Genomic DNA, 25,759 nt, shown 5'->3' with positions numbered 1-25,759 from the left:
GCTTTATCCTTATTATTTACGCTTTACTGGAAACAGTGCACGACTATTGAGCGGTTTACCACCTAATAAATCCCTCAGAGCCAATCTCATCAAGCGCTTAGCTGATTGGCGTGTATTGTCTTGCAGATAATTATCTTCTGCAATAGCCAACAAATCCTTCCCAAAAAAACAACGATTTGCTTGTTGAGATAGTTCTTTTTTTGTTGCTTTTATAAAGCCTAAATCTGTTACAAAACAATAAACCTGTGTAGGTTCAATAAAAGCATCACTTTCGGCTTCATATAACAGGGGTAAACCATAACCCAGTGCAATGAGTAACTGTTTTTCAAAAAGTCGTAATACTATATCTAATGTATTCTTGGCAATAGTTAATGAGTTAAGTGTCTGTGTATAAAGTTGAAAAATATCTGTTGATGTATCATGACTGGGGAGTAAACGATACAACAATTCATTTAAGTAAAAAGCACAATATAGTGCTTCTCCATTTAATTTAAAGGGAGGCATGTTTGTTTCCCAATGATAACAACTTAAAAGTGTTTGTTGCTTTTTCAGTTGAAACCAATAGGAAACAAAAGGCTGTAAGGTAGGTAGCTTTTGATGTCTTTGTTTTCTTAGCGTTTTACAAATAACCTTTAAACGCCCCTGCTCTTTAGTTAGCAAGTCAACTAAAGTGCTATTTTCCCGATAGGGGCGCTGATGTAATACATAACCCGTTACTAACTCAACAGTCATTTACTGCCTGAAATCGTCATACCCTAAACTACGTAGTGCACGCTCATCATCAGACCAGCCACCTTTGACTTTAACCCATAGGTTGAGCATTATCTGGCTATTAAACAACCGCTCCATATCTAACCGAGCATCATGACCAATCGATTTTAATCGAGCACCTTTTGCCCCAATAACAATGGCCTTTTGTCCATCTTTTTCAACAAGGATCAACGCACTGATATGGAGTACTTTTCCGTCCTGCTTAAACTCTTCTATTTCCACTGTAATTTGATAAGGAATTTCATCCCCCAACTGACGCATAACTTTCTCTCTTACTAACTCTGCCGCAAGAAAACGAGAACTTCGGTCTGTGAGCTGGTCTTCCTCATAGAAGTGAATGCTTTCTGGTAAGTGTGTGGCTATCGTAGCCTCAAGCTGCTCAATACCAACCCCTGTTTTAGCGGATACTGGAATTAGTTCAGCATGAGGCATCCGCTCAGCTAGCTCGCCCAGTAAAGGCAACAGTTGCTCTTTATCACTGACTTTATCCACTTTATTAATAGCAACAAGAAGTGGACACTTTATGCCTTGGAGCTGATCAAGCACCATTTGATCTTCATCTGTCCAGCGATTACGGTCAATCATAAAAATGACTACATCAACATCGTTAATTGCTGAGCTCGCTGCACGATTCATATAACGATTGATAGCCTTTTTCCCACTTTTATGAAGTCCTGGCGTATCAACATAAATAGCTTGTACATCACCTTCAGTTTTGATGCCAATAATTTGATGTCGGGTCGTTTGTGGCTTACGAGAGGTGATACTTAGCTTTTGCCCAAGAATACGGTTCATGAGTGTCGATTTACCCACATTGGGTCGACCAACAATAGCCACAAACCCACACCGATTCTTTGTATTTGAATGATTGCTATCAACCATTAGTTTTATCTACTCCTAAATGCTCAAGCGCTTTTCTAGCTGCTTGCTGCTCAGCTCCCCGACGACTGGAACCAATACCAATGGTTTTATCTTGCAACATAGAAATATTACATTCGATGGTAAACGTCTGGGCATGAGCCTCACCCTCAATACTGATGACATCATATTGAGGTAAAGCCTCTTGTCGGGACTGCAAAAACTCCTGCAGTCTTGTTTTAGGGTCTTTTTGTGTGTCTTCTAGAGAGAGCTTATCAAGCCGAGACTCAAACCACTGGAGTACACTTTGTCGGCAAGCTTCCATGCCTCCGTCAAGATACATTGCCCCAATGATAGCCTCTAAAGCATCTGCCAAGATAGATTCTCGACGAAACCCGCCACTCTTAAGCTCACCTGAACCTAACCTTAAATAATCCCCCAAGCCAAACTCTTTGGCAATTTCTGCCAATGTCGCACCACGAACTAAGCGTGCACGCAATCGACTCAACTGCCCTTCTTTCGCTTCTTGAAAACGACTAAAGAGTTCTTCAGCAATAACGAAGTTAACAATGGAATCACCCAAAAATTCCAAGCGCTCATTGTTCTGACCACCAAAGCTACGGTGTGTCAACGCAAGCAACAAACGCGATGGGTCGTTAAAGTGATATCCAAGCTTTTTACAGAGTGGTGTTAATGACTTCTTCACTTAGTCTGCGTATTCCAATTATGTTCAAAGGTTAAAACAACATAAATATTTGCCAACAAATGCTCACGCTTTTCATAGTTGATGGCAACATTAACAACGCCGCCTTGACGCTTCACTTTAACAGCATCATTAGGAATATCACGAATGCTGTTCACCTGAAATCCTCGACTGATTAAATCTCTAATTTCATGGGGTGAGGCAGAGCCAATATCAGGTCGATTTAAATTATCCAGCACCTTACTAATAGACATATCATCCAGGTAATGTGGCAACATTTTTAGTGTGCACAATACCGCAAAGCCCCCTACCACGAATACAAATAGCCAGCCAGCTAGCGTCATTCCTTGTTGTTTATGCATAAGCTTCATAGCACCATCTCTTTTCTATGATTGAATCAAAAAAGTTAATCTATTGGGTCTATTACAAAAATAGACCCATTTCGCGAATTTTATGCTATGAACATTAAACTTCTAAAAAAAAACTACTCGGTAGTCTGCATCATAAGACGAATGGTACAGCGCTATTGAATAGCTGCATTATTTTTAAAACTTGGCAGCTGTCCCCAGCTAGGCCAGTGCATCCAAATATAAATAGCTTTACCTACGACATTAGCATCAGGAACAAAGCCCCAGCTCCTACTATCATTACTATTATCGCGGTTATCGCCCATCATAAAATAATGACCTTCAGGGACAGTCCACTCACCATCTAAACGGTTTAGTTGATACTGAACAAAAGCATTTTCTCTAATTTGGTGTTTTACTCCACCTAAATTTTCTTCTAACAACTTATAGGGGATATTTTGTTCATGCAGTTGAGCAATAAAGTGTTCTTCAACTAATTCACCATTAACAAACAACTGTTTATCTTTATATTTAATGGTATCACCAGGAAGTCCAACAACACGCTTGATAAAGTTAATCGAAGGATTAGCTGGTTCTTTAAATACCATCACATCACCACGTTGAGGATCACCGACACTGATAACCTTGGTACCAATCACTGGCAAGCGTACTCCATAAGCGTATTTATTCACTAAAATAAAGTCACCAATCTCCAGCGTCGGTTTCATCGAGCCAGAAGGAATCTGAAAAGGCTCAAATAGAAAAGAGCGAACCACAAGTACAATTAATAATATTGGAAAAATTGACTTTGCTGTTTCAAAAACTGCAGGCTCTTTGGTGATTTTTAACACCACATCATCATCCACATCACTGGTAGAGGCTTTGTACTGCTCAACAGCAAGCCGACGACGAGGTGCCAATAAAAAATAATCACATGCCGCTAACACTCCAGTCAAAAAAACTGCAATGACTAAAATAAGTGGAAAATTAAAATCCATAATTATTTCTCTACTTTCAGTACAGCAAGGAACGCATCCTGTGGTATTTCCACTCGTCCTACTTGCTTCATCCGTTTTTTACCTGCCTTTTGCTTTTCAAGCAGCTTACGCTTTCGAGTCACATCTCCGCCATAACATTTTGCAGTTACGTTTTTACGTAATGCTTTCACTGTTTGACGAGCAACAATATGCCCTCCAATAGCAGCTTGAATTGCAACATCAAACATCTGGCGAGGAATAATTTCTTTCATTTTTTCTGTCAGTTGACGGCCACGATGCATTGCATGGTCTTTATGAACGATTAATGCAAGTGCATCAACTTTTTCACCATTAATCAAAATATCCAAACGAACCAAGTTCGCCGCTTGAAAACGTTCAAAACTGTAGTCTAACGATGCAAACCCACGACTTACTGACTTCAAGCGGTCAAAAAAGTCCAATACCACTTCACTCATAGGCAGCTCGTAGCTCAACGAGACCTGTCCACCCACAAATTGCATATCCTTTTGAATACCGCGTTTTTCCACACAAAGAGAAATAACATTGCCTAAATAGTCCTGTGGCACCAGAATATTTGCTCGAACAATAGGCTCTCGCATTTCATTGATTACAGAAGGATCAGGTAACCGAGAAGGGTTGTCCACATAATGAACAGAGCTATCTTTATGTTCTACTTCATAAATCACGGTTGGCGCAGTCGTGATCAGGTCAAGGTCATACTCTCGCTCCAGACGCTCCTGAATAATTTCCATATGGAGCATACCCAGAAAACCACAGCGAAAACCAAAACCTAATGCATCTGACGACTCCGGCTCATAAAACAAAGACGCATCATTAAGTGACAGCTTACCCAGTGCTTCACGGAATGACTCAAAATCATCTGAGCTAATAGGAAATAAACCCGCATAGACTTGTGGCTTGACCTTTTGAAAACCAGGTAGTGCAGGAACTTCCGCTCCAGCGGATAATACTAAGGTGTCTCCAACAGGTGCACCATGAATATCCTTAATGCTTGCAACAACATAACCTACTTCACCAGCACGTAATACACCGGTTTCATGACGTTTTGGAGTAAAAATACCAACGCCATCAACTACATGCACATCGCCTGTAGACTTAACTTTAACCTTATTACCCTTATGTAAACTACCCTGAACAACACGAACGAGTGACACTACGCCCAGATAGTTATCAAACCAGGAGTCAATAATGAGTGCTTGTAACGGCTTATCATAGTCTCCCTCTGGAGGGGGTATTAAGTGAATCAGGCGTTCTAAAACATCAGTGACACCCATTCCACTTTTAGCGCTGCATTGCACTGCATCTAAAGCATCCAAACCAATAATGTCTTCAATTTCTTGTGCAACACGTTCTGGCTCAGCCTGTGGCAAATCAATTTTATTGAGTACAGGCATCACTTCCAAACCTTGCTCAATAGCGGTATAGCAGTTTGCGACAGACTGTGCTTCAACACCTTGTGCAGCATCTACCACCAGTAGCGCGCCTTCACAAGCAGCAAGTGAACGAGAAACCTCATAGGAAAAGTCCACATGGCCAGGGGTATCAATAAAATTTAATTGGTATTTTTTTCCATCCAAGGCTTCATAGTTTAGTGTTACACTTTGTGCCTTAATGGTTATCCCTCTCTCCCGTTCAATATCCATAGAGTCAAGCACTTGAGCGGCCATTTCACGATCAGACAAACCTCCGCAGGTTTGAATAAAACGATCAGCCAGCGTGGACTTACCATGGTCAATATGGGCGATGATGGAAAAATTGCGAATATGGCTTAAATCACTCACGATACTTTGTGCCACCAATTGTCACTGATAAAAAAATGCTAGCCCTTATATTTGCTTTCTTAAAGGGCTGCAACAGAACAGTATATCTACTTTGAAATCAAAGATTCACAGAAAGGCTGAATTCTATCGTATTTATTGCCATCCGGCTATGCTGTCAGGCTAGAGGGGGTCTAACCTGACAACGCTTTAAACTGAAGCACTCACTCATCAGTAATTTTAAATGTGATATAGCCTGGCTTACCATGACGTACCAAGCGCATAGGGATGGATTTATTTGCAGGTAGTTTATCCACAATTTCATTAAAGCTTTCTGCTGAATCAACCTTCTCATTATAGATATCTGTAATAAAGTCCCCAGGACGCAGACCAACATCTCGCCCAGGCCCATCAAGTACCTTGTCAACGACGACACCGTAAGCTAAATCAGACTGCTCTTTCTCATCAGTCGTCAGGGTTTTCACTGTAATACCAAGCCGATTTGATGAAATTTGATCCTTGCTTTGCCTTTTATCAACAGCTTGTCGTTTATCTGGTAGCTCGCCGATTGTGACTGTGAGTGTTTGTTTTTCTCCTTTGCGAAGAATATCAACGTTCACTTGCTTTCCCACAGGAGTCCGACCAACGATATAAGGCAAATCTGATGATTCCTTAATCTCTTGACCATCAAACTGTAAAATGATGTCGCCACTTTTAAAACCTGACTTTTCTGCTGGACTACTCTCAAGAACCTCAGCAACAAGTGCTCCCATAGGCTTTTCTAAATCAAACGACTCAGCTAACGCCTTATTCATCCCCTGAATCATGACACCTAACCAGCCTCGAGAAACATAGCCCTTATCTTTCAGTTGCTTTACAACATCCATAGCAACATCCATGGGGATCGCAAAAGAAAGCCCCATAAATCCACCAGATCGGGTATAAATCTGAGAATTGATACCAATGACCTCACCTTCCAAGTTCAATAACGGGCCACCAGAGTTTCCAGGATTAATTGCAACATCAGTCTGAATAAAAGGAACATAGTTTTCACTAGGTAAATTACGACCCGTTGCACTCACAATGCCTGCAGTTACAGAAGCTTCAAATCCAAATGGAGATCCTATAGCAACGACCCACTGTCCTGGCTTAATGACAGCACGGGTATTTACTTTCACAACAGGTAAATCTGAGGCTTCAATTTTAAGCAATACTAAGTCTGATCGCTCATCAGCACCAATAACTTTTGCTTCCAGCTCTCTTCTGTCTTTCAACCTAACAATTATTTCATCTGCCCCAGAAATAACATGATTATTTGTCAGGACATAGCCATCTTGTGAAACTATAAAACCTGAACCTAATGAATGAGCTGGCGTTTTATTACCTTTGCCAGGAGGAGGGAAAGGCTTACCAAAAAAGTCACGGAAAATATCAGGTAAATCTCGGTTAAATTCGTGAAACTGAAGTCGTTGTCGACTTTTTGGCTCCTGCCGCGTGCTAATGTTCACCACTGCAGGAGAAGCATCTTCAACTAACTCAGTAAAATCAGGGTAGGATCTTGCTTGTGCTGTATTTAGCGTCATCACTATTGATAATGCAAGTAGCCACAAAAAACGAACAGTTGGAACAGTTCTCATAAGAAAACACAACCCTTAAAATCTGTTTATTATTTATTAGTTATTCAAGAAATCGGTTGAGCTGCTAGCTTTACATGTAAGACTACAGGTAACGTTTTTTTCTGCACAAAGTTTTGACGGCTATGGTTACGCACCCTTGCAAATGCCAACAGCAATAGAAAAAGAGCCATTCCTAAACTTGCCAACTCATGTAGCTGCCACCAGTGACCTAACAGCAACCCCAATAGAAGAGCACATAGCGGAAGTAGATAGACTAATACTGAAGCATTGATCAAGGTATTTTCTTCAATACCAATAACGACCTCATCACCAACCTGTACAGAATAGTCATTAAGTGCTTTGATATACGCATGTTGACGATCAGGCACCAGCTTTTCAATCAGATTATGACCACATCCTGATTTAGCCTGGCATTTACCACAAGCAGTGCGTCTAAAGGTTTGGACCCAAACTGCTCCAGGCTCTACAGCCATTACATGTCCTTGCTCTTCTATCATTTTAGCTGATATCTTTTCTCTGAATTAAGCGCTGAGTTTTAGTTAACCTTGCATTAAGGTTTATTTAATGCTGATTGTACTGAAACTGCAATCTTTTCAGCTGTTTTTTCAGGTACTTCTCCCACAACAGTGACCAAGAAGATACCTTTTTTATACTTTAACATTCGAGAAATAGCCGTCATTGCGCCCCTGCGACTTAGAGCCTGCTGTGCAGCTGAGCGTTCATCACCTTGCTCAACAAAAACCGAAAAAGCGGATAATCCATCAGAGAACATCAAAGACGCAACCGTCATACCATATCCGGAGTGTTTACGCTCATCATGCCTGGACAGCTCAAAGCCATCAGGCACCCAGGATACACGCCAACTTTGCTGAGTTTTAGATTGTTCATTAACACTTTGTGTTGAAATGATTTGTTCGACAGTGTTTTCATCACTTAATGATGAAACTAAACGCTCTTCAGCAATAGGCTTCCCTGTCTGCAAAGATGTAAACTGTAAACGCTCTAATAATTTTCCCTTATTATCCAAAAGCACCGACTTTAATAAGAGAGCAGTGTCTTGATCTAACCATAACCGATAGCCATACCTATGCTGGTCATTTGGTAACACATTAATCACGACCGCAGACCTGTTTGCAACACGGTCATGGCCATCTTGCTGCAAACTATAAAGTGATGCAATTTTGCTTAAGTTTTTTTGGAAAGCTTGAGAAAAGGGAATAGGAGAACCCTGATGATCAAAACGAATCACTTCATTTTTGGGCGTAACACACATCACCTTACGCCCGTAGCGAATAACCTCACGATGTGGTCCATCTAAATACACTAACCGCTCACGAACTTGTCCATCTTGATAAGCATGAGCTATAGACATTGTGGTTAATCCACGACTATGCTCATACACAAATTGACCTTCATAATTCAATTGTTGTGTAGCATTGACCATAGCTTGAAGCCAGTCTAGCGCTGTTCTATCTTCATTTGCTGCAGCACTAACATTACCAGCTAACATAACCATAGCTAGAATAGCCAGGCGTAACCCAAAACGAACCTGCACACACATATTACTTTGTCTCAAACTCATGCACTCTGGCAAACGGCAAAATCCCTTGATTAGCACTTAGTGCGCTATATTCAGCATGTTGTAACATATAAGACTGAAAACGTGCTTGAGAAGCCATCTCTGCTAATTGTTTAGCACGCAATGCTGCTTCATGTTGATCTACACGAAGAGGTACACGATAGTTAGGCTGGTCTGAATAACCCGCTAACATAGGAGCACCCTGACCTGAGACCAAAGGTGTTTCACGAACTACTTGAGGAGTAGCCTTTGTAGCAGGCATAGTGTTTGTTGCTGTATTATTTGCCTGAGCTGTCAGCTCGGCCTCTAAACCTTCGTTCGCAGAACGATTAACTAAGTTTGCACCCAGTAATACAGCCAGTGTTACAGTCGCCGCAACAGCTGCGCCACCTGCTGGGCGTAACCAACGAGTCCAGCCATGGGCTATTGATACACTTCCACCAAACCCCACCTGGTCATATGGAGTGGATTCATTAGCCGATTGATTATGTTCATGTGTTAGTTCAGCATCAATCGCAGTACTTATTGCTGCGGACAAATCAACATGGGAAAATTCATGAGTTTCTTTACGCATCACTTCGCCAACTAACTGATAACGAAATGCCTTTCCTCGAGTTTCCTCATTATCATGAAGATGCTTTAAGACTCGGTGCAACTCCAGCTCATTGGCCTCACCGTCCATAATAGCTGATAATGACTCGTAGTTACGATCATCACTGCTCATAGAGGCACCTCATTGCACTGGTAAACATCAAGATCTGCTCTCATCGCTACACCATCCGTTCCATATTAAAAATCAAACGCTGTATTATAGAAAAACCTTTTCTCATCACTTTTTTATCTCAGCTGGTCGAACTAGACAGCAAAGGTTGCACTTGCTTATCAACAGCCTCTCTTGCCCTAAAGATTCTTGAGCGAACAGTTCCCACTGGGCACTGCATTACCTCAGCAATCTCCTCGTAACTTAACCCATCAAACTCACGAAGTGTAAGCGCAGAGCGTAAGTCGTCAGGCAGGCTCGCGATGGCTTTATAGACAACCTTTTCAATTTCATCACGAAGTAATCGATTCTCAGGGTTTTCAATGTCTTTTAAGGGATTGTGTCCCTCAAAATATTCAGCTTCTTCACTATCTACATCAGTATCAGGAGGACGCCGGCCCTTTGAAACCAAGTAGTTTTTTGCTGTGTTAATCGCTATACGATAAAGCCATGTATAAAACGCACTTTCACCACGAAATTTATCGATGGCGCGATAAGCTTTGATAAACGCCTCTTGAGTAACATCGTATACCTCCTGATGGTCATGCACATATCGACTGACCAAGCCAAGAATTTTATGCTGGTATTTTAAAACCAACATATCAAAAGCACGCTTGTCCCCCCGTTGGACTCGATCGATTAATTGTTGATCGGAGTCTTGCGCACTTACCATACTCCCTCCGCTGTTCCCAAGAACAACAGAGCGTTTAGGTATTGCCGGGTGGTTAAGTTATGTTCTGTTGTGTAGACCATATGGATAAATAAAAGTTCTCAACAGTTAGCTTGAGGTTATTGGCAGAAATCACAAGATGTGATCATAAGTTAATATCGAATCTTCAAACCTTACAAAACCTACTCTATATACCACAACCATACTCTCTAGATAATGGTTACCACTGATATATCAGCATCCTAGTCTTGAGAAAAAAAGTTAAGATACGCTTTTTTCTTCACGTCATAGAGGTTTTACTTAATAATCGAAGCAACACCGCCAATAACAGTCTAGATGGAGTCAAATACTTAAAATTGGTTCCCAATAACAATTATTCAATAGCGAACAATTCACACTACGAAACAAAATTAATCACAAATACTCGTCAGCAAGATAGTCAGGCTTGTCTTACGCAACGCCTAAAACACATTGAGCAAAATCAAATTCAACTATTATCTTCCAGGCCAAGACTGCCTATTCGAGTAGGCATACTATATACTTCACTTCCTGCATGTCATGCGTATAAAACCTGCAATCGTAAGTAAATAACGTTAGATTAACGCTAAAATTTAATTGGCATCTGCAAAAATCAAGGATTTCTCATGCCTCACGCATATCACTTTGATGTACTTGTCATTGGCAGTGGCGCTGCTGGGTTAACCTTAGCGTTAAATCTTGCTAGCCATGTTAAAGTTGCTGTTTTAAGTAAAGGTGAGCTGGTTGCAGGCTCAACTTACTGGGCACAAGGTGGTGTTGCTGGCGTAATTGATAAAACGGACACGGTCGAAGCACATGTCAGCGACACGTTGAATGCTGGAGCAGGACTATGCAACGAAGATGCTGTTCGCTTTACTATCGAGCACAGCAAAACAAGTATTGATTGGTTGATAGGCCAAGGTGTCCCTTTTACTAAAGAGCAAATGGCCAATGGACACGAAGACTATCACCTGACGAAAGAGGGGGGCCACAGTCACCGTCGAGTAATTCATGCTGCTGACGCCACTGGCCAAGCCATTTCTCAAACACTCATTGAACGTGCCCTGGCTCATCCTAATATAGAAACAATATCAAATAAATTAGCTGTAGACCTGATAACCTCAGAAAAACTTGGCGTCCAACCCAATCGCTGTATTGGAGCTTATGTGCTCAACCTAGAGACAGATCAAGTTGAAGTGTTTCACGCCAACCATGTTGTTCTTGCCAGTGGAGGTGCCAGTAAAGTCTATCTTTATACCAGCAATGTTGATGGTGCAACGGGTGATGGTATCGCCATGGCATGGCGAGCAGGGTGTCGTGTAGCAAATATGGAGTTTAACCAATTTCATCCAACCTGCCTGTTTCATCCTCAAGCAAAATCATTTCTCATCACAGAGGCGATTAGAGGTGAAGGTGGCTTGTTAAAGCTCCCCGATGGCAGCCGTTTTATGCCTAAGTTTGATCAGCGGGAGGAGCTAGCTCCGAGGGATATTGTGGCCAGAGCCATAGACCACGAAATGAAACGACTGGGGATTGACTGTGTTTATCTGGATATCAGCCATAAACCGAAAGACTTTATTTTAAGTCACTTCCCCAACGTTTATCAGCGCTGCCTGAGCTATGGTATTGATATTACCCAGGAGCCCATTCCTGTTGTACCTGCTGCACATTATACCTGTGGCGGGATAATGGTAGATACTGCTGGGCGGACTGATATCCCAAACCTTTATGCCATTGGTGAATGCAGTTTTACCGGACTTCATGGTGCCAACCGGTTAGCCAGCAATTCATTATTAGAGTGTGTTGTTTATGCCTTGGCAAGTGCTGAAGATATTAAGAAGCGATTATCGACTCCTTTAACCCCCGTCGATATTCCCGCTTGGGACGAAAGTCAGGTTACCGATTCAGACGAAGATGTCATTATTGCCCATAACTGGGATGAGCTTAGGCGTTTTATGTGGGACTATGTAGGTATTGTGAGATCCACAAAACGACTAATGCGAGCCCGTCACCGAATCAATTTGCTGCATCAAGAAATATACGAGTTTTACAGTAACTATAAGATCAGTAATGACTTAATAGAGTTACGTAACCTATCAGTGGTTGCAGACCTCATCATTTCATCAGCAATGGTTCGCAAAGAAAGCCGCGGTCTTCATTATACGCTGGACTACCCTGAGTCCCTAAATACTTTAGAAGATACGATTCTCTACCCCAACAATTACCATCCCTATGCTGACAGGGAACCCTCCCACTAAAGAAAACTTGTAGTTTCTTCACTTGATGACCAGCGCAGTACTACGCGGAGTAAGCGTAGCTGCTCTGGGTTAATTGCATCAGCTACAATCACTACAGGTAAAGGGCAAAGTCTACCAGAAACCTTGAAGTTCAATACAACCAGCTTGGTCATCACCAAGGTGTCAAAATGAAGTGTACCATTCAACAACGTCTCATCTCGAAGTTTTAATAACCAACCATTGTGATTCTGTTGAATACTTACCACGCTTTTAGTTGCTGTCCGCCAAACATGAAGCCTCAATAACCAAATAGCAGACCCACATATTACTATGAATAACAGCAAGTCTACCCACCAAAGCCAAGGAGAAACAGATAAACCTAGTGCAGCAATACTATGACTGGCTATTATCCAGATAGCTAAACCGCGTGATGGCTGGAGAGAAATAAACAGGAAGCCTCTAGACTGAAGCAGGGACATGATTCAAAATCATCTCCACAATAATAGCCAGCTCGGGATCAGAAGGCTGCTCTTTTTGCATAAACCAACGAAACAGGTCTGGATCTTCGCACTCAATTAACTTCTTATAGCGCGCTTGGTCTTCTTCTCCTAGTGACGGAAAAGCTTCTTTAACAAAAGGTACTAACAGTACATCCAACTCCAACATACCGCGTCGACTTCGCCAAAAAAGTCGGTTGTGTTCAGCGACTGATAACATCTTGCTCCCTTACTGGCACATCACTTCTCATACCTAATTGCCTCACAATGCCTAATGCAATGGAGGAACCATCTTGCACAAAATTGCCAAGCTGCTGTATTGTCGGTTACTTATTTCTATTCTTGCAAGTAAATTTGGTAATTGGAATCTGGAAACACGCATGAGTACATCATGGCCTGAATTTTTAGAAGCTCAAGGTGCACAGTTTAATGGTGAGCAGGTAGTTGCTTTTTCAAAGCCGCCCCACTCATCACAACCCGCTCTTGTTGACTTAAGCCCAATGGGTATAGTTCAAGTATCAGGGGAAGGCAGTAGCAAACTGCTTCAGGGTCAGCTCACTTGCGATATTAACCACGTTAATAATTCAAATGCTAAGCTAGGTGCTTATTGTACCCCCAAAGGCCGTATGCTCAATAACTTTTGGGTATGGCAGCCTAATGACAATTTCATGTTTTTTTTACCTCGTAATGCCATTACTAACTTCAGTCAAACTTTAAGTAAGTATGCTGTTTTTTATAAATGCACTATCAGCGACAGTAGTGATGAGTGGGTTCAACTGGCCATAATTGGCAGTGAAGCAAGCTCAACACTCACTCAACTAGGATTTCCTACTCCAAGTGATGTGCTACAAGTAGCCACTCAAAATCAACTTCAAGTAATAACCCTCCCAGGCAAACAAGGTTATCTACTCAGCTGTCCTAAAAGTCAGGCGGAAGACTGCTGGTCCAAACTAAGTAAACACTGCTCTCCTGCTGGTTATGGCTACTGGCAAGAATACCTAGTCAACCAAGGAATAGCCTGGGTTGATCAACAATGCCAAGAAAAATACTTACCTCAACAATTCAACTTGCAGCACTTAGAAGGCATTAACTTTAAAAAAGGCTGTTATACAGGCCAAGAAGTTGTTGCACGTACTCAATACCTGGGTAAATTAAAAAGCTGCCTGTATCGAATAACGCTTCCTAAAAATACGGCTGTTCTTGCTGGACAGTCATTGTATTCACCAACCCACAACAGCTCTGTTGGAGAAATCATCAGCTTAAATCACGCCACACAACCGACTGAAGCACTTGCAGTTCTCATGACAAAAGCTATTGATGCTAACAGTGTGTACCTCGACCAAGATTTCTCAAAAAAAGTTCACCTTCTTAGCCTACCCTATACTATAACTAATGAAGGTTCTTGAGCTTATAACCATACAAATGACAACAAAGTACTGCGGGTGAGTCACCCGCCTGTTATCACCCACAAATTGCTCAAGAATACAGACTTGTTGTTGAACACGTTAAAGGGAGCAACATGGCTAATCTTGCTGAGCAGATTTTAACCGAACTCACAGAGGCAATTGAAAATGAAGAACTTTTTATGCCGACTCTGCCAGAGGTTGCCTTAAAAATTCGAGAAACAGCTGAAGACCCAGAGGTTGATGTACAAACACTGGCAAAAGTTGTCAGTAATGATGCTGCTATCTCCGCAAGAATAATTAAAATTGTCAACTCACCCTTGATGCGAGCATCAAGGGAAATAGACAATATTACGATGGCTGTAAATAGACTTGGTATCACTTATACAGCCAACTTAGCAACAGGCTTAGCCATGGAGCAAATGTTTCAGGCTACCTCTGATGTCGTTGATAAAATACTTCGCAGTGTTTGGCAACACAGCACAGAAGTTGCTGGCATCAGTCATGTCCTGTGTAAACACTTTACGCGGTTAATGCCAGACCAGGCGACATTAGCTGGCTTGCTGCATCAAATCGGTGTACTTCCTATTCTGACTTATGTTGAAGAAAAAGGCACAATACCCGACAGTATTAGCTTAAGCCAGGTTATTGAAAAAGTTCATCCCAGACTTGGTACACGTATTTTAAGGGCATGGGATTTCCCCGAAAATATTGCGGTCGTTCCTTCACAGTATACTAATTTTGGTCGTGACTCTAATTCAGTTGATTATGTTGATATTGTCATGGTTGCTAACTTGCAAACATTAGCAGGCACAGGACACCCCTATACCCAATTAGACTGGACCCAAATAAAAGCATTTGAAAAGCTGGGTATAAATCCTGTAGATGAAGAAGGAGAAGGAGAAGATTTGACCGCAGAAATGGATGCAGCCATGTCTCTTCTACAATAATTAACCAGTACAAAGAAAAACATGGCTCAACAAAAAACAACAAATGCCGTTTAATCCTATTTATTGACTGACTTCTTCCAATACAGTCAATTTTTCACTAAGCCACTCAGCGGCTTCATCAAAATCAAAACTATCAATAAATCCTTCCAGTTGACTTAACTCGTTGGGCGTAAGCACTGTTGCGAAGTCGTGTTGATTGCGCTGAAACATGGCCATTACCTCAATATCACCTGATGCCAATTGTAACTGCAACTCCTTCAAACAGTGCAGAATTTCACTAAAAGATAATAATGATGTTACTGGTTTTTCATCCTGAGACATCTCAGGCTCCGGTAATGGAGGCAAATCAACTAACCCAGCTTTAAGTCGCTTGACACTTTCTGAAAAATTATCCCAATGGGTATCGGTCAAACTCTCGGGCGCCTCACGTAATGCTTTTTCCAACTCATGAGCAGTTTGCTGTAGTTGAATTGCGCCAATATTTCCCGCCACACCTTTTAAGGTATGCACTTGATACAAAATGGTTTCCCAATCCCCATTTTCATATGCAGGTTGGATTTCACTTTCTGCTTCATTCAATTGCCGAATAAAATCATGCAATAACTTAAGATATAAACGACGATTATTGACCAACCGAGATAGGCCTATTTTAATATCAACACCAGGCAGTGACTCAGGCAGAATAATTTCATCAGCCTCTTTGCTGTCCTCCACTTTAACACTGCTATGATGGCTACCAAGCCAGTAACTCACAATTTTAGCTAATGCATCAGGATCTAATGGTTTTGGCAGATGATCATCCATTCCTGCGGCAATACAACGTTCTTTATCACCCGCCATCGCATGGGCTGTCATCGCCACAATGGGTAATTGCTGATACTCTGGATCATTGCGCAAATAAGTCGTGGCTTGGTAACCATCCATTTCTGGCATTTGAATATCCATAAATACCAGGTCAAAATCTTTCCGTTTTACCGCATTAATGGCTTCTAAACCATTACCCGCAATTGTCACCGTTAGCCCCATTCCTTCTAATAATTCCTTGGCGACTTGCTGATTAATATCATTATCTTCAACTAATAACACATTGCCTGAACGCTGTAGGGTGACACTCTCGGCTGTTAAAGTTCGCTGACGAGTCGGTGCTTGTAACTTTCCTTTGCCAAATGTGCGCAAGATAGTTTCCAGCAAAACTGAAGGGCTAACAGGCTTAATCAAAAATGCATCGACCGTTTCTTGTGCTTGGCGCATCACCTCTTCACGCCCATAGGCAGTCACCATAATAATCACCGGAGTATGCACTAACTGTTGCATTTGTTTGATATGATGCGATGCATCAATACCATCTGTATCAGGCATCCGCCAGTCCATCAATACCAGCTCAAAACAATCTCCTGGTTCGCTATTAGCCTCAGCAAGACGTTCATAGGCATCTTCGGCATTAGACACGACCTCAGCTCGCATCGAAATGGAGTGAAGTAAATCAGTCAATACGGTTTGTGAGGTTTTATTATCATCAACTACGAGGACTCGCATGTCCTTTAATTCATCACTCATTAACGCTAACTTATTATTAAACTGCTGTTGTCCCAGACGAACAGTAAAATAAAACTCACTACCTTTACCTAATTCACTCTTGACCCAAATAGAACCCTGCATCATATTGACCAGCTTTTTACAAATCGCCAGCCCTAATCCCGTACCACCAAATTTACGTGTAGTAGAGCTATCGACCTGAGAAAAAGAATCAAATAAATGAGTCAGGTGATCACTGCTTATGCCTATTCCAGTATCTTTAACTAAAAACTCCAACTGAACATGATCCTGCTCCCAATCCACCAGCTTGACATAAACGGATACAGCACCTTTGTTGGTAAATTTAATGGCATTATGAGTAAGATTTATCAGAATCTGTCCTAGGCGTAATGGGTCCCCTTCCAAGTGTCGTGGAACGTTATCTGCTATGTGATAATTAACCCCAATATTTTTTTCTTCCGCTTTCACCAGCATAATATTGCTTAGATTTTCGAATACTTCATCTAAATCAAAGCTAATGGACTCCATTTCCATTCTTCCAGCTTCAATTTTTGAAAAGTCAAGAATATCATTAATGATACCTAGTAATGCATGTGAAGCAGACTTAATTTTGCTTATATAATCAAACTGCTTTTCAGATAAATCCGTTTGTAATGCCAAATGGCTCATACCAATAATTGCATTCATTGGTGTGCGTATTTCATGGCTCATATTGGCCAGAAAATCACTTTTCGCTCGGTTAGCCTGATCTGCAATTTCTTTCGCTTTATGTAGGTCATCTTCAGCCTGCTTGCGATCTGTAATATTTCGACCTGACATAAATACATAACCTTCCCCTTCATACTCCATCAAGTTAGCTGTCACTTCGACGGGGTAATCAGAGCCATCTTTTCGCTTGCGTAAAGTCTCAAAGGTAATCGCTTTTTCTCGTTTTAATAATTTCCATAACCGCCCCCAGGATTTCTGGTCCACATTAGGATCAATTTCAGACAATGGTTTATTAATAAGCTCTGATAATGAATACCCTAATGAACGACATATTTCACTGTTTGCGTAACTCAAAAGTCCCTGTTGATTAACCCACTGAATTTCATCCGCAGAATTATCCAACGAAAAATGAGCGAGAGATAACTCTCGTTGCCGACTTAACTCTTCACTAATATCGACATGCGTACCCACTGCACGTAATGGCTTGCCTTCTTCATCCCTAAATACAACCTTACCTTTGGTTCTGACATAACACACACTGCCATCTTTACGATAGCAGCGATAAACCCGCTCAAATGACTCATTACAGGAGGCCAGCATATTACGCAGGAAGTCAATCATATCTCCTTTATCATCTGGATGAATAAGTGCTTCCCATGCAGCAGGTGTCCCAGCAATTTCTCCTGGCTCAAAGCCTAACATGCGTGCATAACGAGGGCTTAAATAAATGGTTTCTTCGGGAATATTCCAGTCCCATAAACCATCTGTCGCTGCATCCATTGCTAATTGATAACGTTCTTCACTCACTCGAAGCGCTTCTTCAGCATCTTTCTTTGCTCGCCCAATCGCAATTAACTCACCCACCCGACGTAATAAAGCAACCTCATCATGATTCCAATGCTTATTACTCATAACTGTGGCCTGTGCTAAACACCCAACAACTCGCCCAGATAGAAGCATTGGCACATGGATGACCGATCTAAGCTTTAATTCGCTAAGCAGCGACTTCATTTCATGATCTTCAGCCCCGAGTGTACGTAAACTACTTTGTAAAGTACTACCCTGTTTAGCACGATCGGCCAGTAAAGGATATTGATCCACTAAGAAACGCCGTTGAGATTCTACAAACCCAGATAGATCGGTGGCAAACCACTCATGAGTCATTAATGACTGTTGTCCACGAATAATTAATACATAGCCTCGATCAGCGCCCATAAACTCGCCAACGACACGTAATGTATAATTTACAGCCTCATCTAAATCACGATCCATAAACTGACGGGTAATATTGCTCAACAAGCGATCCATCTGCGCTCGCATACGTAACGCTTTTTCTGCTTTTTGCCGCTCAGCAATTTCTCGAGACAGCCGCCAATTCCAATAGATAATTAATAAAATAATAGCCAGCGTTATTACAACACCAATAATAAACTCTTTATTCGGCCGCCAAGGTTGCGTTTGAATGGAAATCCAGTTTCGTTTAATTTCGTCTTTTTCTCGAGAAGTCACACCACTTAGCACTTTATTCAAAATGGTATTAAATTTATCCCAGTGCTTATGGGTCGCCATACGAAAACGATAGTTATATCCCGCTTCTGCAGCAATGCGTAAGTTGGTGATTTTGGTACGTTCTATTTCATGACTCGCCGTCGCCATATTAACAATCATGGCATCCAGGGGCCCTAGAGACACCTGCTTGAAGCCGTCAGCAAAATCTTTGACATTGACAAAGTTGATATCTGGGTACTGTTTTTTTATAAAATCTGTGGCGGCAAACTCCGGTAATGTAGCCACTTTTTTTGCAGATAAATCTTTAATACTGTTTATACTTTCATCTGTATTTCGGGCAATAATAACCGTTTGCACTTCCCAATAAGGTTGTGTAAACGCAAAACGCTTCGCACGGTCTTCATTCCAGGCAATAACCGGAAGTAAATCCACTTCTCGATTGCGCAGCTTATCAATCGCCTCACTCCAGTTTTTTGAGGGAATATAGTTAAATGTAATGCCCAAGCGTTTTTCGAGCATTTTGATATAGTCAGCTGCTACGCCTTGGTACTCACCATTTTCATCTACCGTTTCAAAGGGGGGGTACCCAGGGTCTCCTGTAAATGTAATCACCGGATGATTGTGTAACCATTCTTTTTCGTCCTCCGATAATTCAAGGGGAGACGCTTCATCAGAAAAATACCGCAACTTGGGGTCAACTAACCAACGCGATTCCAACTCAACTCGTTCCTGGTGATTAATTAAGCTAAGTCCATTATTGATTAATTTCAGCAAGTCTTTTCGCCCTGTTAGTACTCCTGCATGAAATTTTTCTTTATATAAATTTTTCCCCCACTGCTTAACTTCACCTAATAGCCCAAGTCGGTTCAATAAAATATTGATTGATATTGGCTCAGCTATAAAAGCACGAATTTCTCCATCTAACAGAGCGCGTATTAACTCTTCATTATTGTCATATTCAGTTAAATAAGATTCTCTGATATTTTCCAACACATACAAATATTGAGATGTTCCTTTCACAACACCAATACGAGATCCCGTCAGATCATCAAAGCTTTGTACTGGAATAGAATCCGTAGCATAAAATAATGCCGAACTCATTTCATAGAAAGGTTGCGAAAAGTCCATCCATTCTTTACGCATGGGCGTTTCGGATACACCAGAGTGAATGTCCGCTTCACCATCCTTAATAGCTTCCAACGTATCGTGCCACTCACTGGCCCTGAAACGCACTTGCTTCTTTGTTTTTTCAGACCAAAGCCGCCAAAAATCGACAAAAAATCCCGCTGGCCGGCCTTTGGAATTAATAAATGATAGTGGAGGAAAGTCGGAATCAATTGCAATAATCAATGCATCACTGGAGTAGGCTCGGGTTTGCTCTAACCATTTCCCTTCTAACAGTTTACGGTCAACCAGACTTATTTTTTGCATACCACTGCGAATAACTTCATCCAGCGTAGGCTGTCTATTATTAACGGCAGCATAAAGCGTACGTTGAAATAGCGGCTGCTCAGACTGGTAATTAAATTCCTGCAATGCACCTCGTGCGGCCATCAAATATCGAAGTAGAGGGCCTTCGCCCACAAATACCCTAATATCCCCACGGGTAGCTGCATCCAATAGTTGTCGATAACTGTTATAGGTTACCACTGACGCATTTGGAACATGCTCCTCAATATAATGTTCAGCCTCTTCCCCACGAATCACACCGATTTTAAACCCAGCTAAATCATCTAACTTTTTTATATCCAATAAACTTTTATGATAAAAAAAGTAAACGCCACTTTTGGCCAATGCCGTGCTGTATTTAAGCCCTTTATATTCATCCCGACGATACACCCCCGCCAACACATCCGCATGGCCGCGATTGACCATGGTTACAGCAACTTGCTCTGGTGCACCTAGAAACTTGACCTTAATGCCTGTTTGTTTACTCCACTCACTCCAAAGATCAATTAAAAACCCAGCTGCTTTTCCTTCATCATCACTAAACTGAAAGGGTTCCTGTCCCGTGGCATAGGCAACGATAACTTGCTTAACAGGAGGTGGTAACGCTGAAGAAGTATTCTCTTCTTCAGACCAGACATAGGAGGTCCATAGCGAGATAAAACAAAACCAAATTGCAAATAGGCGCTTCATGGCGTAACCGTTGTTGACAGCTAATATTTTTATAATTGGATTTTATGGAAAAAGCATAAGAAATTTTACCCCCAAGAAAACGGGTATGTACGCCATTATACTGACAGAATAGGCTAAGCCAATGTTAAAGTAATAACATTGGTTAATTGTTGAAAGGAAAATTTACGCAAACCAAGCCCCGAGGGTCTTTCCCCTCGGAGTCTTAGTGTCTTAACGTTAGCCAAGCTACTCATCCATATGTCGTTGATACAACTGCATTATGCTAGAAAAGTCATGAGCATGACTGCCTTGTGCAGCGTGAATGCTGTAAAGGTTCCGTGCCAAAGCTCCCATTGGTGTCCGGCTTGCCTGTGATAGTGCCATATGCTCAGCCAAACCAAGATCTTTAAGCATTAACTCAACCCTAAATCCACCTTGGTAATCATGGCTGGCAGGAGCTTCAGGCATTACCCCAGGATATGGGTTATAACGTTGCAATACCCAGTTACCACCAGAACTGTTATTCATAATATCGGCTAACACTTGTGGATCTAACCCTTGCTCAACACCAAGTTGCAATGCCTCCGCAGTTCCTGCCATAGTTATAGCAAGCAGCATGTTATTGCATATTTTCGCGACTTGGCCAGCACCACTGGCACCCGCATGAAAAATATTTTTCCCCATAGCCTGTAATACGGGTTTGGCTATGGTCACCGCTTCTGCATCTCCACCAACAATAAAGGTGAGTGTACCCGCTTGTGCACCTGCCGTACCTCCAGAAACAGGTGCATCAAGCATTTTGATACCTTTCTTTTTCGCCTCAGCGGCAACAAATCGCGCACTATCTGGATCAATCGTACTGGAATCAATGACTAAGGTTGAAGTATTAATACTATCCAGTAGTTTGTTCTCAAGATACAGCTGTTTTACATGCTCGCCTGCTGGCAACATACTGATAACAACGTCGGCATTTTCTACAGCCGCATGCGCACTGTGAGCAGCCACCGCACCGTCTTTAACCAGTATATCTACCGCATTTGGAATTAAATCATAGACACGAAGTCGATGGCCTGCTGTTAAAAGGTTTTTGGCCATTGGGCAGCCCATTTGCCCCAGTCCAATAAAACCAATATCCATTTTTTATTTTCCTCTTGTTTTTATTAGTGAGTTAATGCTGCCCTTCATATCCATAAAGCAGTTTACTTTTATTTTTTAAAATTTGAGCCGTAAGTCCTAACAGCTAACTCATAGTCATGGGTTAAATTAATTATTTGTTTTTTTACACTACAATTTAAACCAGAGATGAAAGGGGATGTTGATCTGCTGGCCATAAAGACTCAAAGTGTGTCTCTACCCATTCTTTTGGTATATCCAACACTGAAGCATAACGCCACTTCGGATTATTATCTTTATCCACTAGTCTTGATCTAACGCCCTCCACCAAATCACCATGTAAACAACACTGAACCGATAGTGTTAGCTCCATCTGAAAAACTTCTGATAACGACAAGTGTCGTCCTCGTTTAATTTGTTCCCACACTAAATAGGCCGTTGTTGGACATCCTTGCAAAAAGCCTTTTATTGCTTTTTCCAACCAGTGATCTGTTGTGTCGTAATGAAGCCAATCATGATAAATCTCAGCTAACGTATCATGATCCATTAGCCGTTGAATCTGTTGCTTATGCTGTTGCAAATTACTTTCTGGTATTAAAGGTTCTGCTGCTTTAGCAAAACGTCGCAGAATTTTACTGACAATAGCATGATTAGCTTCGGACTCTTTTTGCCAGGTTGACAGGCGCATTGCATCCAATACTTCTTGTAGCATACTGTGCTGCAAAAATCGGTCAGCTAAACCAGCATAAAGTGCATCGCCTGCATTCAAAGCACAGCCTGTTAAACCACAGAATAAACCTGTTTTTTCAGGCATTCTATTGAGAAACCAAGAACCACCAACATCAGGATAAAGTCCAATCGCCATCTCTGGCATAGCCATCCGAGTAGTTTCCGTCACTACACGATGACTCCCTCCGACCATGAGACCAAGACCACCGCCCATTACAATACCATGCCCCCATACCACAATCGGTTTTGGATAAGTATGAATTAAGTAGTCTAAGCGGTACTCATGAGAAAAAAATTGTTCGGCTTCCTGCTGCCCAGCCTTAACATCTTTCCTTAATGCCGTAAACAACTGTCGTACATCACCACCCGCACAAAAAGCTTTATCTCCCTCACCTTTAAGCATAATGCAAACTACACGCTCATCTTGCTTCCAAGCCAGGAGCTGCTCATAGAGGCAGTCGATCATTGACTGATTAATAGCATTTAAACTGGACGGCCGGTTAAGAGTTAATACTCCAATTTGTAGCCCCCCCTCACAAGGAAGACAACTCACAACAATGGCATCACTCATATCATTCTCATCTTCACAATCTTATTTAATTCCCCACAGCAATATCATAGAGAGAAGCACAGATATTTTTCATAGCATTCCCTCCACTGCTGGAGGGTGTCGCAAAACTCCTGAGCGTTTGCAACAACCTCGCTGTAGATAGTTATTTACTTGTTTTGCCAGACCGCTGGGCGCTTTTCTAAAAAGGCATTTACTCCTTCTGTTTGATCTGCTGTGGCAAATAATTCTAAAAAGGCTTCACGCTCCATAGGCAATACAGTATGAAATGGCTGATGTTGTGCTGCAGAAATAAGCTCCTTACAGGCTTTAACACTGCAAGGACTTTGCTGCGCAACTTGGGCTGCAAGTTTTAGCGCCGTTGCAACAACCTCTCCGCGTTTAACAACTTGTTCAACTAAGCCAATTTTCAATGCCTGTTCAGCCGAAAGACGCTCGCCACATAAAATAATTCGCTTGGCCCAACCTTCTCCGACGAGCCAAGGCAAACGTTGGGTGCCGCCTGCACAAGGGAGTAAACCAACACTGGCCTCAGGTAACGCAAGCACTGCATGCTCCTCTGCGATACGAATATCACAGGCTAAAGTACACTCAAGCCCACCGCCCATGGCATAGCCATTAATGGCAGCAATCGTTACTCCTCGATAACTTGCCAGCGTTTCAAATGCTCGGCCAAATAAACTAGCCATTTCCTGGGCTCTTGCCGTATTTCCATCGGCAAATAGTTTTAAATCAGCACCAGCAGAAAAAAATTTCTCTCCTTCTCCGGTAATCACAACAGCATAAATAGAATCAACTTTGTTTAAAGCGTGCATAAGTCGCTGTAGTGCTGACAGATTTTCCTGATCCCAAATATGCGCAGGAGGATTACTCAATCTGACGAGTAAGGTATGCTCATGCTGTTCCAGTTTAAGCTTGTCAGAATCAACCAAGCTCAATAGTTTTGCTAACTTCATTGCTGATCATCAACCTCTTTTACTCAAAATAAAAACTGCCAAAAACTGTTTGCTAAATATCCAAAATGGCTAACCAAATAAATTATGCACATCATCATGCAACAATCGACGTGAAATAATGACACGCATAATTTCATTGGTGCCTTCTAAAATTTGATGAACCCGAGCATCCCTAACATATCGTTCTAGAGGATATTCTCGAATATAACCATAACCACCATGCAGTTGTAAGGCATCATTACAAATAACAAAGCACTCATCAGTAGCAAACTGCTTCGCCATTGCACAATAAAGCGTGGCATCTTTCGCTTTTTTATCTAAACGACTGGCCGCTAAGCGAACCATTTGCTGTGATGCCACAAGCCGTGTCGCCATATCAGCTAATTTGAACTGTAAGGCTTGAAACTGAGCCAGAGACTTACCAAACTGGGTGCGCTCATGCATATAACACTGTGCGTCTCTTAATGCCGCTTGTGCAACACCTACTGAACAGGTAGCAATATTCACACGTCCGCCATCCAAGCCTTGCATCGCAATTTTAAAGCCTTGCCCTTCTTCACCAAGAAGGTATTGAGCAGGAATATTGACATCACTAAAGGTAATACTGCGGGTTGGTTGGCTGTTCCACCCCATCTTGCTTTCTTTCCGTCCATAGGTAATTCCCTGGCTATCGGCAGGAACCAAAAAGCTGGAAATACCTTTCGCGCCTTCTCCCCCTGTCCGCGCCATAACCACTAGGACATCAGTCGCACCAGCACCAGAAATAAACACTTTACTACCATTGATAACATAGTGATCACCCTTTTTAACGGCTGTGGTTTTCAGTGATGCTGCATCAGACCCTGCATTGGGTTCAGTCAAGCAATAGGAGCCAAGCTTTTCACCTGTCACCAAAAAAGGGCACCACTCTTTACGGACAGCTTCCTGACCATAAAGACTTATCATCCATGTCACCATATTATGTATGGTGAGATAAGCCGTTGTAGATGTGCATCCTTGGGCTAATTGCTCAAAAATAATAGAAGCATCTAGTCGCGACAGGCCCAATCCACCTTCTTCTTCTGTACAGTAAATGCCACAAAAACCAAGCTCACCCGCTCGCTTAATGACATCTACAGGAAAATGCTGCTTCTCATCCCACATTGCGGCATGAGGAGCAAACTCTCCCTCAGCGAAAGCTTGTGCTGTTCGCTGGAATGCATGTTGTTCTTCGTTCAACTCAAAATCCATTGGGTATCTCCTTAATTGATAACGCTTAAGGGCACCTCTAAAAAAAATGATTTTTAGAGATACCCTTAACAATGGATGTATTACAA

At 41.9% G+C, this 25,759-nt stretch carries 21 protein-coding genes; 3 read left to right on the top strand and 18 right to left on the bottom strand.

Annotated elements, in window-relative coordinates; all coding sequences use genetic code 11:
* Positions 1-12: 12 nt before the first annotated feature.
* The 11 genes from recO to rpoE form a co-directional block, all read right to left on the bottom strand.
* Positions 13-732, bottom strand: a complete 720-nt coding sequence (recO, locus tag KCG35_RS01400; RefSeq protein ID WP_215817876.1) for a DNA repair protein RecO — start codon at positions 730-732, stop codon at positions 13-15.
* On the bottom strand, positions 733-1,653 hold the full coding sequence (gene era, locus KCG35_RS01395; protein WP_215817875.1) for a GTPase Era: 921 nt from the start codon (positions 1,651-1,653) through the stop codon (positions 733-735). It lies immediately after the preceding gene.
* Positions 1,646-2,335: a ribonuclease III gene (gene rnc, locus KCG35_RS01390; protein WP_215817874.1), complete on the bottom strand. Its 690-nt coding sequence runs from the start codon at positions 2,333-2,335 to the stop codon at positions 1,646-1,648. Before rnc ends, era begins: the two co-directional genes overlap by 8 nt.
* A complete protein-coding gene (locus tag KCG35_RS01385) occupies positions 2,332-2,703 on the bottom strand; it encodes a DUF4845 domain-containing protein (RefSeq protein WP_215817873.1) in 372 nt (123 codons plus the stop codon). The genes rnc and KCG35_RS01385 overlap by 4 nt, the downstream gene beginning before the upstream one ends.
* A 152-nt stretch (positions 2,704-2,855) precedes the next feature.
* Positions 2,856-3,677 (bottom strand): signal peptidase I, encoded by an 822-nt coding sequence (gene lepB / locus KCG35_RS01380; RefSeq protein ID WP_215817872.1) that lies wholly within the window; start codon positions 3,675-3,677, stop codon positions 2,856-2,858.
* Positions 3,678-3,679: 2 nt separating this feature from the next.
* Positions 3,680-5,479, bottom strand: coding sequence for a translation elongation factor 4 (gene lepA, locus KCG35_RS01375; protein ID WP_215817871.1), 1,800 nt, complete (start codon positions 5,477-5,479; stop codon positions 3,680-3,682).
* 200 nt (positions 5,480-5,679) lie between these two features.
* Positions 5,680-7,092: a DegQ family serine endoprotease gene (locus tag KCG35_RS01370; RefSeq protein WP_230408934.1), complete on the bottom strand. Its 1,413-nt coding sequence runs from the start codon at positions 7,090-7,092 to the stop codon at positions 5,680-5,682.
* 44 nt (positions 7,093-7,136) lie between these two features.
* On the bottom strand, positions 7,137-7,589 hold the full coding sequence (locus KCG35_RS01365) for a SoxR reducing system RseC family protein (protein WP_215817870.1): 453 nt from the start codon (positions 7,587-7,589) through the stop codon (positions 7,137-7,139).
* Between the two features lie 53 nt (positions 7,590-7,642).
* Positions 7,643-8,647 carry a MucB/RseB C-terminal domain-containing protein gene (locus KCG35_RS01360; RefSeq protein WP_215817869.1) on the bottom strand — a complete coding sequence of 335 codons (1,005 nt, stop codon included), beginning with the start codon at positions 8,645-8,647 and terminating at the stop codon, positions 7,643-7,645.
* Positions 8,648-8,654: 7 nt separating this feature from the next.
* Positions 8,655-9,395 carry a sigma-E factor negative regulatory protein gene (locus KCG35_RS01355; protein WP_215817868.1) on the bottom strand — a complete coding sequence of 247 codons (741 nt, stop codon included), beginning with the start codon at positions 9,393-9,395 and terminating at the stop codon, positions 8,655-8,657.
* Positions 9,396-9,513: 118 nt separating this feature from the next.
* A complete protein-coding gene (rpoE, locus tag KCG35_RS01350) occupies positions 9,514-10,104 on the bottom strand; it encodes an RNA polymerase sigma factor RpoE (RefSeq protein ID WP_215817867.1) in 591 nt (196 codons plus the stop codon).
* 641 nt (positions 10,105-10,745) lie between these two features.
* On the opposite strand from rpoE, the gene nadB reads away from it, so the two are divergent.
* Entirely contained in the window at positions 10,746-12,377 is a 1,632-nt protein-coding gene (nadB, locus tag KCG35_RS01345) for an L-aspartate oxidase (protein WP_215817866.1), read from the top strand.
* Here nadB and KCG35_RS01340 read toward each other — a convergent pair.
* Together KCG35_RS01340 and KCG35_RS01335 are read right to left on the bottom strand one after the other, a co-directional pair.
* Positions 12,374-12,835, bottom strand: a complete 462-nt coding sequence (locus KCG35_RS01340; RefSeq protein WP_215817865.1) for a protein YgfX — start codon at positions 12,833-12,835, stop codon at positions 12,374-12,376. The two genes, nadB and KCG35_RS01340, sit on opposite strands and share 4 nt — an antisense overlap.
* Entirely contained in the window at positions 12,816-13,073 is a 258-nt protein-coding gene (locus tag KCG35_RS01335) for an FAD assembly factor SdhE (protein ID WP_215817864.1), read from the bottom strand. Before KCG35_RS01335 ends, KCG35_RS01340 begins: the two co-directional genes overlap by 20 nt.
* Before the next feature lie 73 nt (positions 13,074-13,146).
* Between KCG35_RS01335 and ygfZ the strand changes: the two genes are divergently transcribed.
* Together ygfZ and KCG35_RS01325 are read left to right on the top strand one after the other, a co-directional pair.
* Positions 13,147-14,259: a CAF17-like 4Fe-4S cluster assembly/insertion protein YgfZ gene (gene ygfZ / locus KCG35_RS01330; protein WP_215817863.1), complete on the top strand. Its 1,113-nt coding sequence runs from the start codon at positions 13,147-13,149 to the stop codon at positions 14,257-14,259.
* Positions 14,260-14,372: 113 nt separating this feature from the next.
* Positions 14,373-15,206: an HDOD domain-containing protein gene (locus tag KCG35_RS01325; protein WP_215817862.1), complete on the top strand. Its 834-nt coding sequence runs from the start codon at positions 14,373-14,375 to the stop codon at positions 15,204-15,206.
* Positions 15,207-15,266: 60 nt separating this feature from the next.
* Here the strand turns inward: KCG35_RS01325 and KCG35_RS01320 are convergent, their stop codons facing one another.
* The 5 genes from KCG35_RS01320 to KCG35_RS01300 all read right to left on the bottom strand — a co-directional run bounded on the left by KCG35_RS01320 (position 15,267) and on the right by KCG35_RS01300 (position 25,673).
* On the bottom strand, positions 15,267-21,098 hold the full coding sequence (locus KCG35_RS01320; protein ID WP_215817861.1) for a transporter substrate-binding domain-containing protein: 5,832 nt from the start codon (positions 21,096-21,098) through the stop codon (positions 15,267-15,269).
* A gap of 225 nt (positions 21,099-21,323) precedes the next feature.
* A complete protein-coding gene (gene mmsB / locus KCG35_RS01315) occupies positions 21,324-22,214 on the bottom strand; it encodes a 3-hydroxyisobutyrate dehydrogenase (protein ID WP_215817860.1) in 891 nt (296 codons plus the stop codon).
* 154 nt (positions 22,215-22,368) lie between these two features.
* On the bottom strand, positions 22,369-23,490 hold the full coding sequence (locus KCG35_RS01310) for an enoyl-CoA hydratase/isomerase family protein (RefSeq protein ID WP_215817859.1): 1,122 nt from the start codon (positions 23,488-23,490) through the stop codon (positions 22,369-22,371).
* Positions 23,491-23,636: 146 nt separating this feature from the next.
* Positions 23,637-24,443, bottom strand: a complete 807-nt coding sequence (locus KCG35_RS01305) for an enoyl-CoA hydratase (RefSeq protein WP_215817858.1) — start codon at positions 24,441-24,443, stop codon at positions 23,637-23,639.
* Positions 24,444-24,512: 69 nt separating this feature from the next.
* The gene (locus KCG35_RS01300; RefSeq protein WP_215817857.1) at positions 24,513-25,673 is read right to left on the bottom strand and encodes an acyl-CoA dehydrogenase family protein; all 1,161 of its coding nucleotides are present in this window, start codon (positions 25,671-25,673) and stop codon (positions 24,513-24,515) included.
* Between the last annotated feature and the right edge of the window lie 86 nt (positions 25,674-25,759).

This window comes from Zooshikella harenae, assembly GCF_018837975.1.
Lineage (GTDB): Bacteria > Pseudomonadota > Gammaproteobacteria > Pseudomonadales > Zooshikellaceae > Zooshikella > Zooshikella harenae.
This window is presented reverse-complemented; position numbering and strand designations above follow the sequence as displayed.

Coding starts and splice junctions, on each gene's coding strand:
- recO (WP_215817876.1), bottom strand. CDS start 732: ATGACTGTTGAGTTAGTAACGGGTTATGTATTACATCAGCGCCCCTAT.
- era (WP_215817875.1), bottom strand. CDS start 1,653: ATGGTTGATAGCAATCATTCAAATACAAAGAATCGGTGTGGGTTTGTG.
- KCG35_RS01385 (WP_215817873.1), bottom strand. CDS start 2,703: ATGAAGCTTATGCATAAACAACAAGGAATGACGCTAGCTGGCTGGCTA.
- lepB (WP_215817872.1), bottom strand. CDS start 3,677: ATGGATTTTAATTTTCCACTTATTTTAGTCATTGCAGTTTTTTTGACT.
- KCG35_RS01370 (WP_230408934.1), bottom strand. CDS start 7,092: ATGAGAACTGTTCCAACTGTTCGTTTTTTGTGGCTACTTGCATTATCA.
- KCG35_RS01365 (WP_215817870.1), bottom strand. CDS start 7,589: ATGATAGAAGAGCAAGGACATGTAATGGCTGTAGAGCCTGGAGCAGTT.
- KCG35_RS01355 (WP_215817868.1), bottom strand. CDS start 9,395: ATGAGCAGTGATGATCGTAACTACGAGTCATTATCAGCTATTATGGAC.
- rpoE (WP_215817867.1), bottom strand. CDS start 10,104: ATGGTAAGTGCGCAAGACTCCGATCAACAATTAATCGATCGAGTCCAA.
- nadB (WP_215817866.1), top strand. CDS start 10,746: ATGCCTCACGCATATCACTTTGATGTACTTGTCATTGGCAGTGGCGCT.
- KCG35_RS01340 (WP_215817865.1), bottom strand. CDS start 12,835: ATGTCCCTGCTTCAGTCTAGAGGCTTCCTGTTTATTTCTCTCCAGCCA.
- KCG35_RS01335 (WP_215817864.1), bottom strand. CDS start 13,073: ATGTTATCAGTCGCTGAACACAACCGACTTTTTTGGCGAAGTCGACGC.
- KCG35_RS01325 (WP_215817862.1), top strand. CDS start 14,373: ATGGCTAATCTTGCTGAGCAGATTTTAACCGAACTCACAGAGGCAATT.
- KCG35_RS01320 (WP_215817861.1), bottom strand. CDS start 21,098: ATGAAGCGCCTATTTGCAATTTGGTTTTGTTTTATCTCGCTATGGACC.
- mmsB (WP_215817860.1), bottom strand. CDS start 22,214: ATGGATATTGGTTTTATTGGACTGGGGCAAATGGGCTGCCCAATGGCC.
- KCG35_RS01310 (WP_215817859.1), bottom strand. CDS start 23,490: ATGAGTGATGCCATTGTTGTGAGTTGTCTTCCTTGTGAGGGGGGGCTA.
- KCG35_RS01305 (WP_215817858.1), bottom strand. CDS start 24,443: ATGAAGTTAGCAAAACTATTGAGCTTGGTTGATTCTGACAAGCTTAAA.
- KCG35_RS01300 (WP_215817857.1), bottom strand. CDS start 25,673: ATGGATTTTGAGTTGAACGAAGAACAACATGCATTCCAGCGAACAGCA.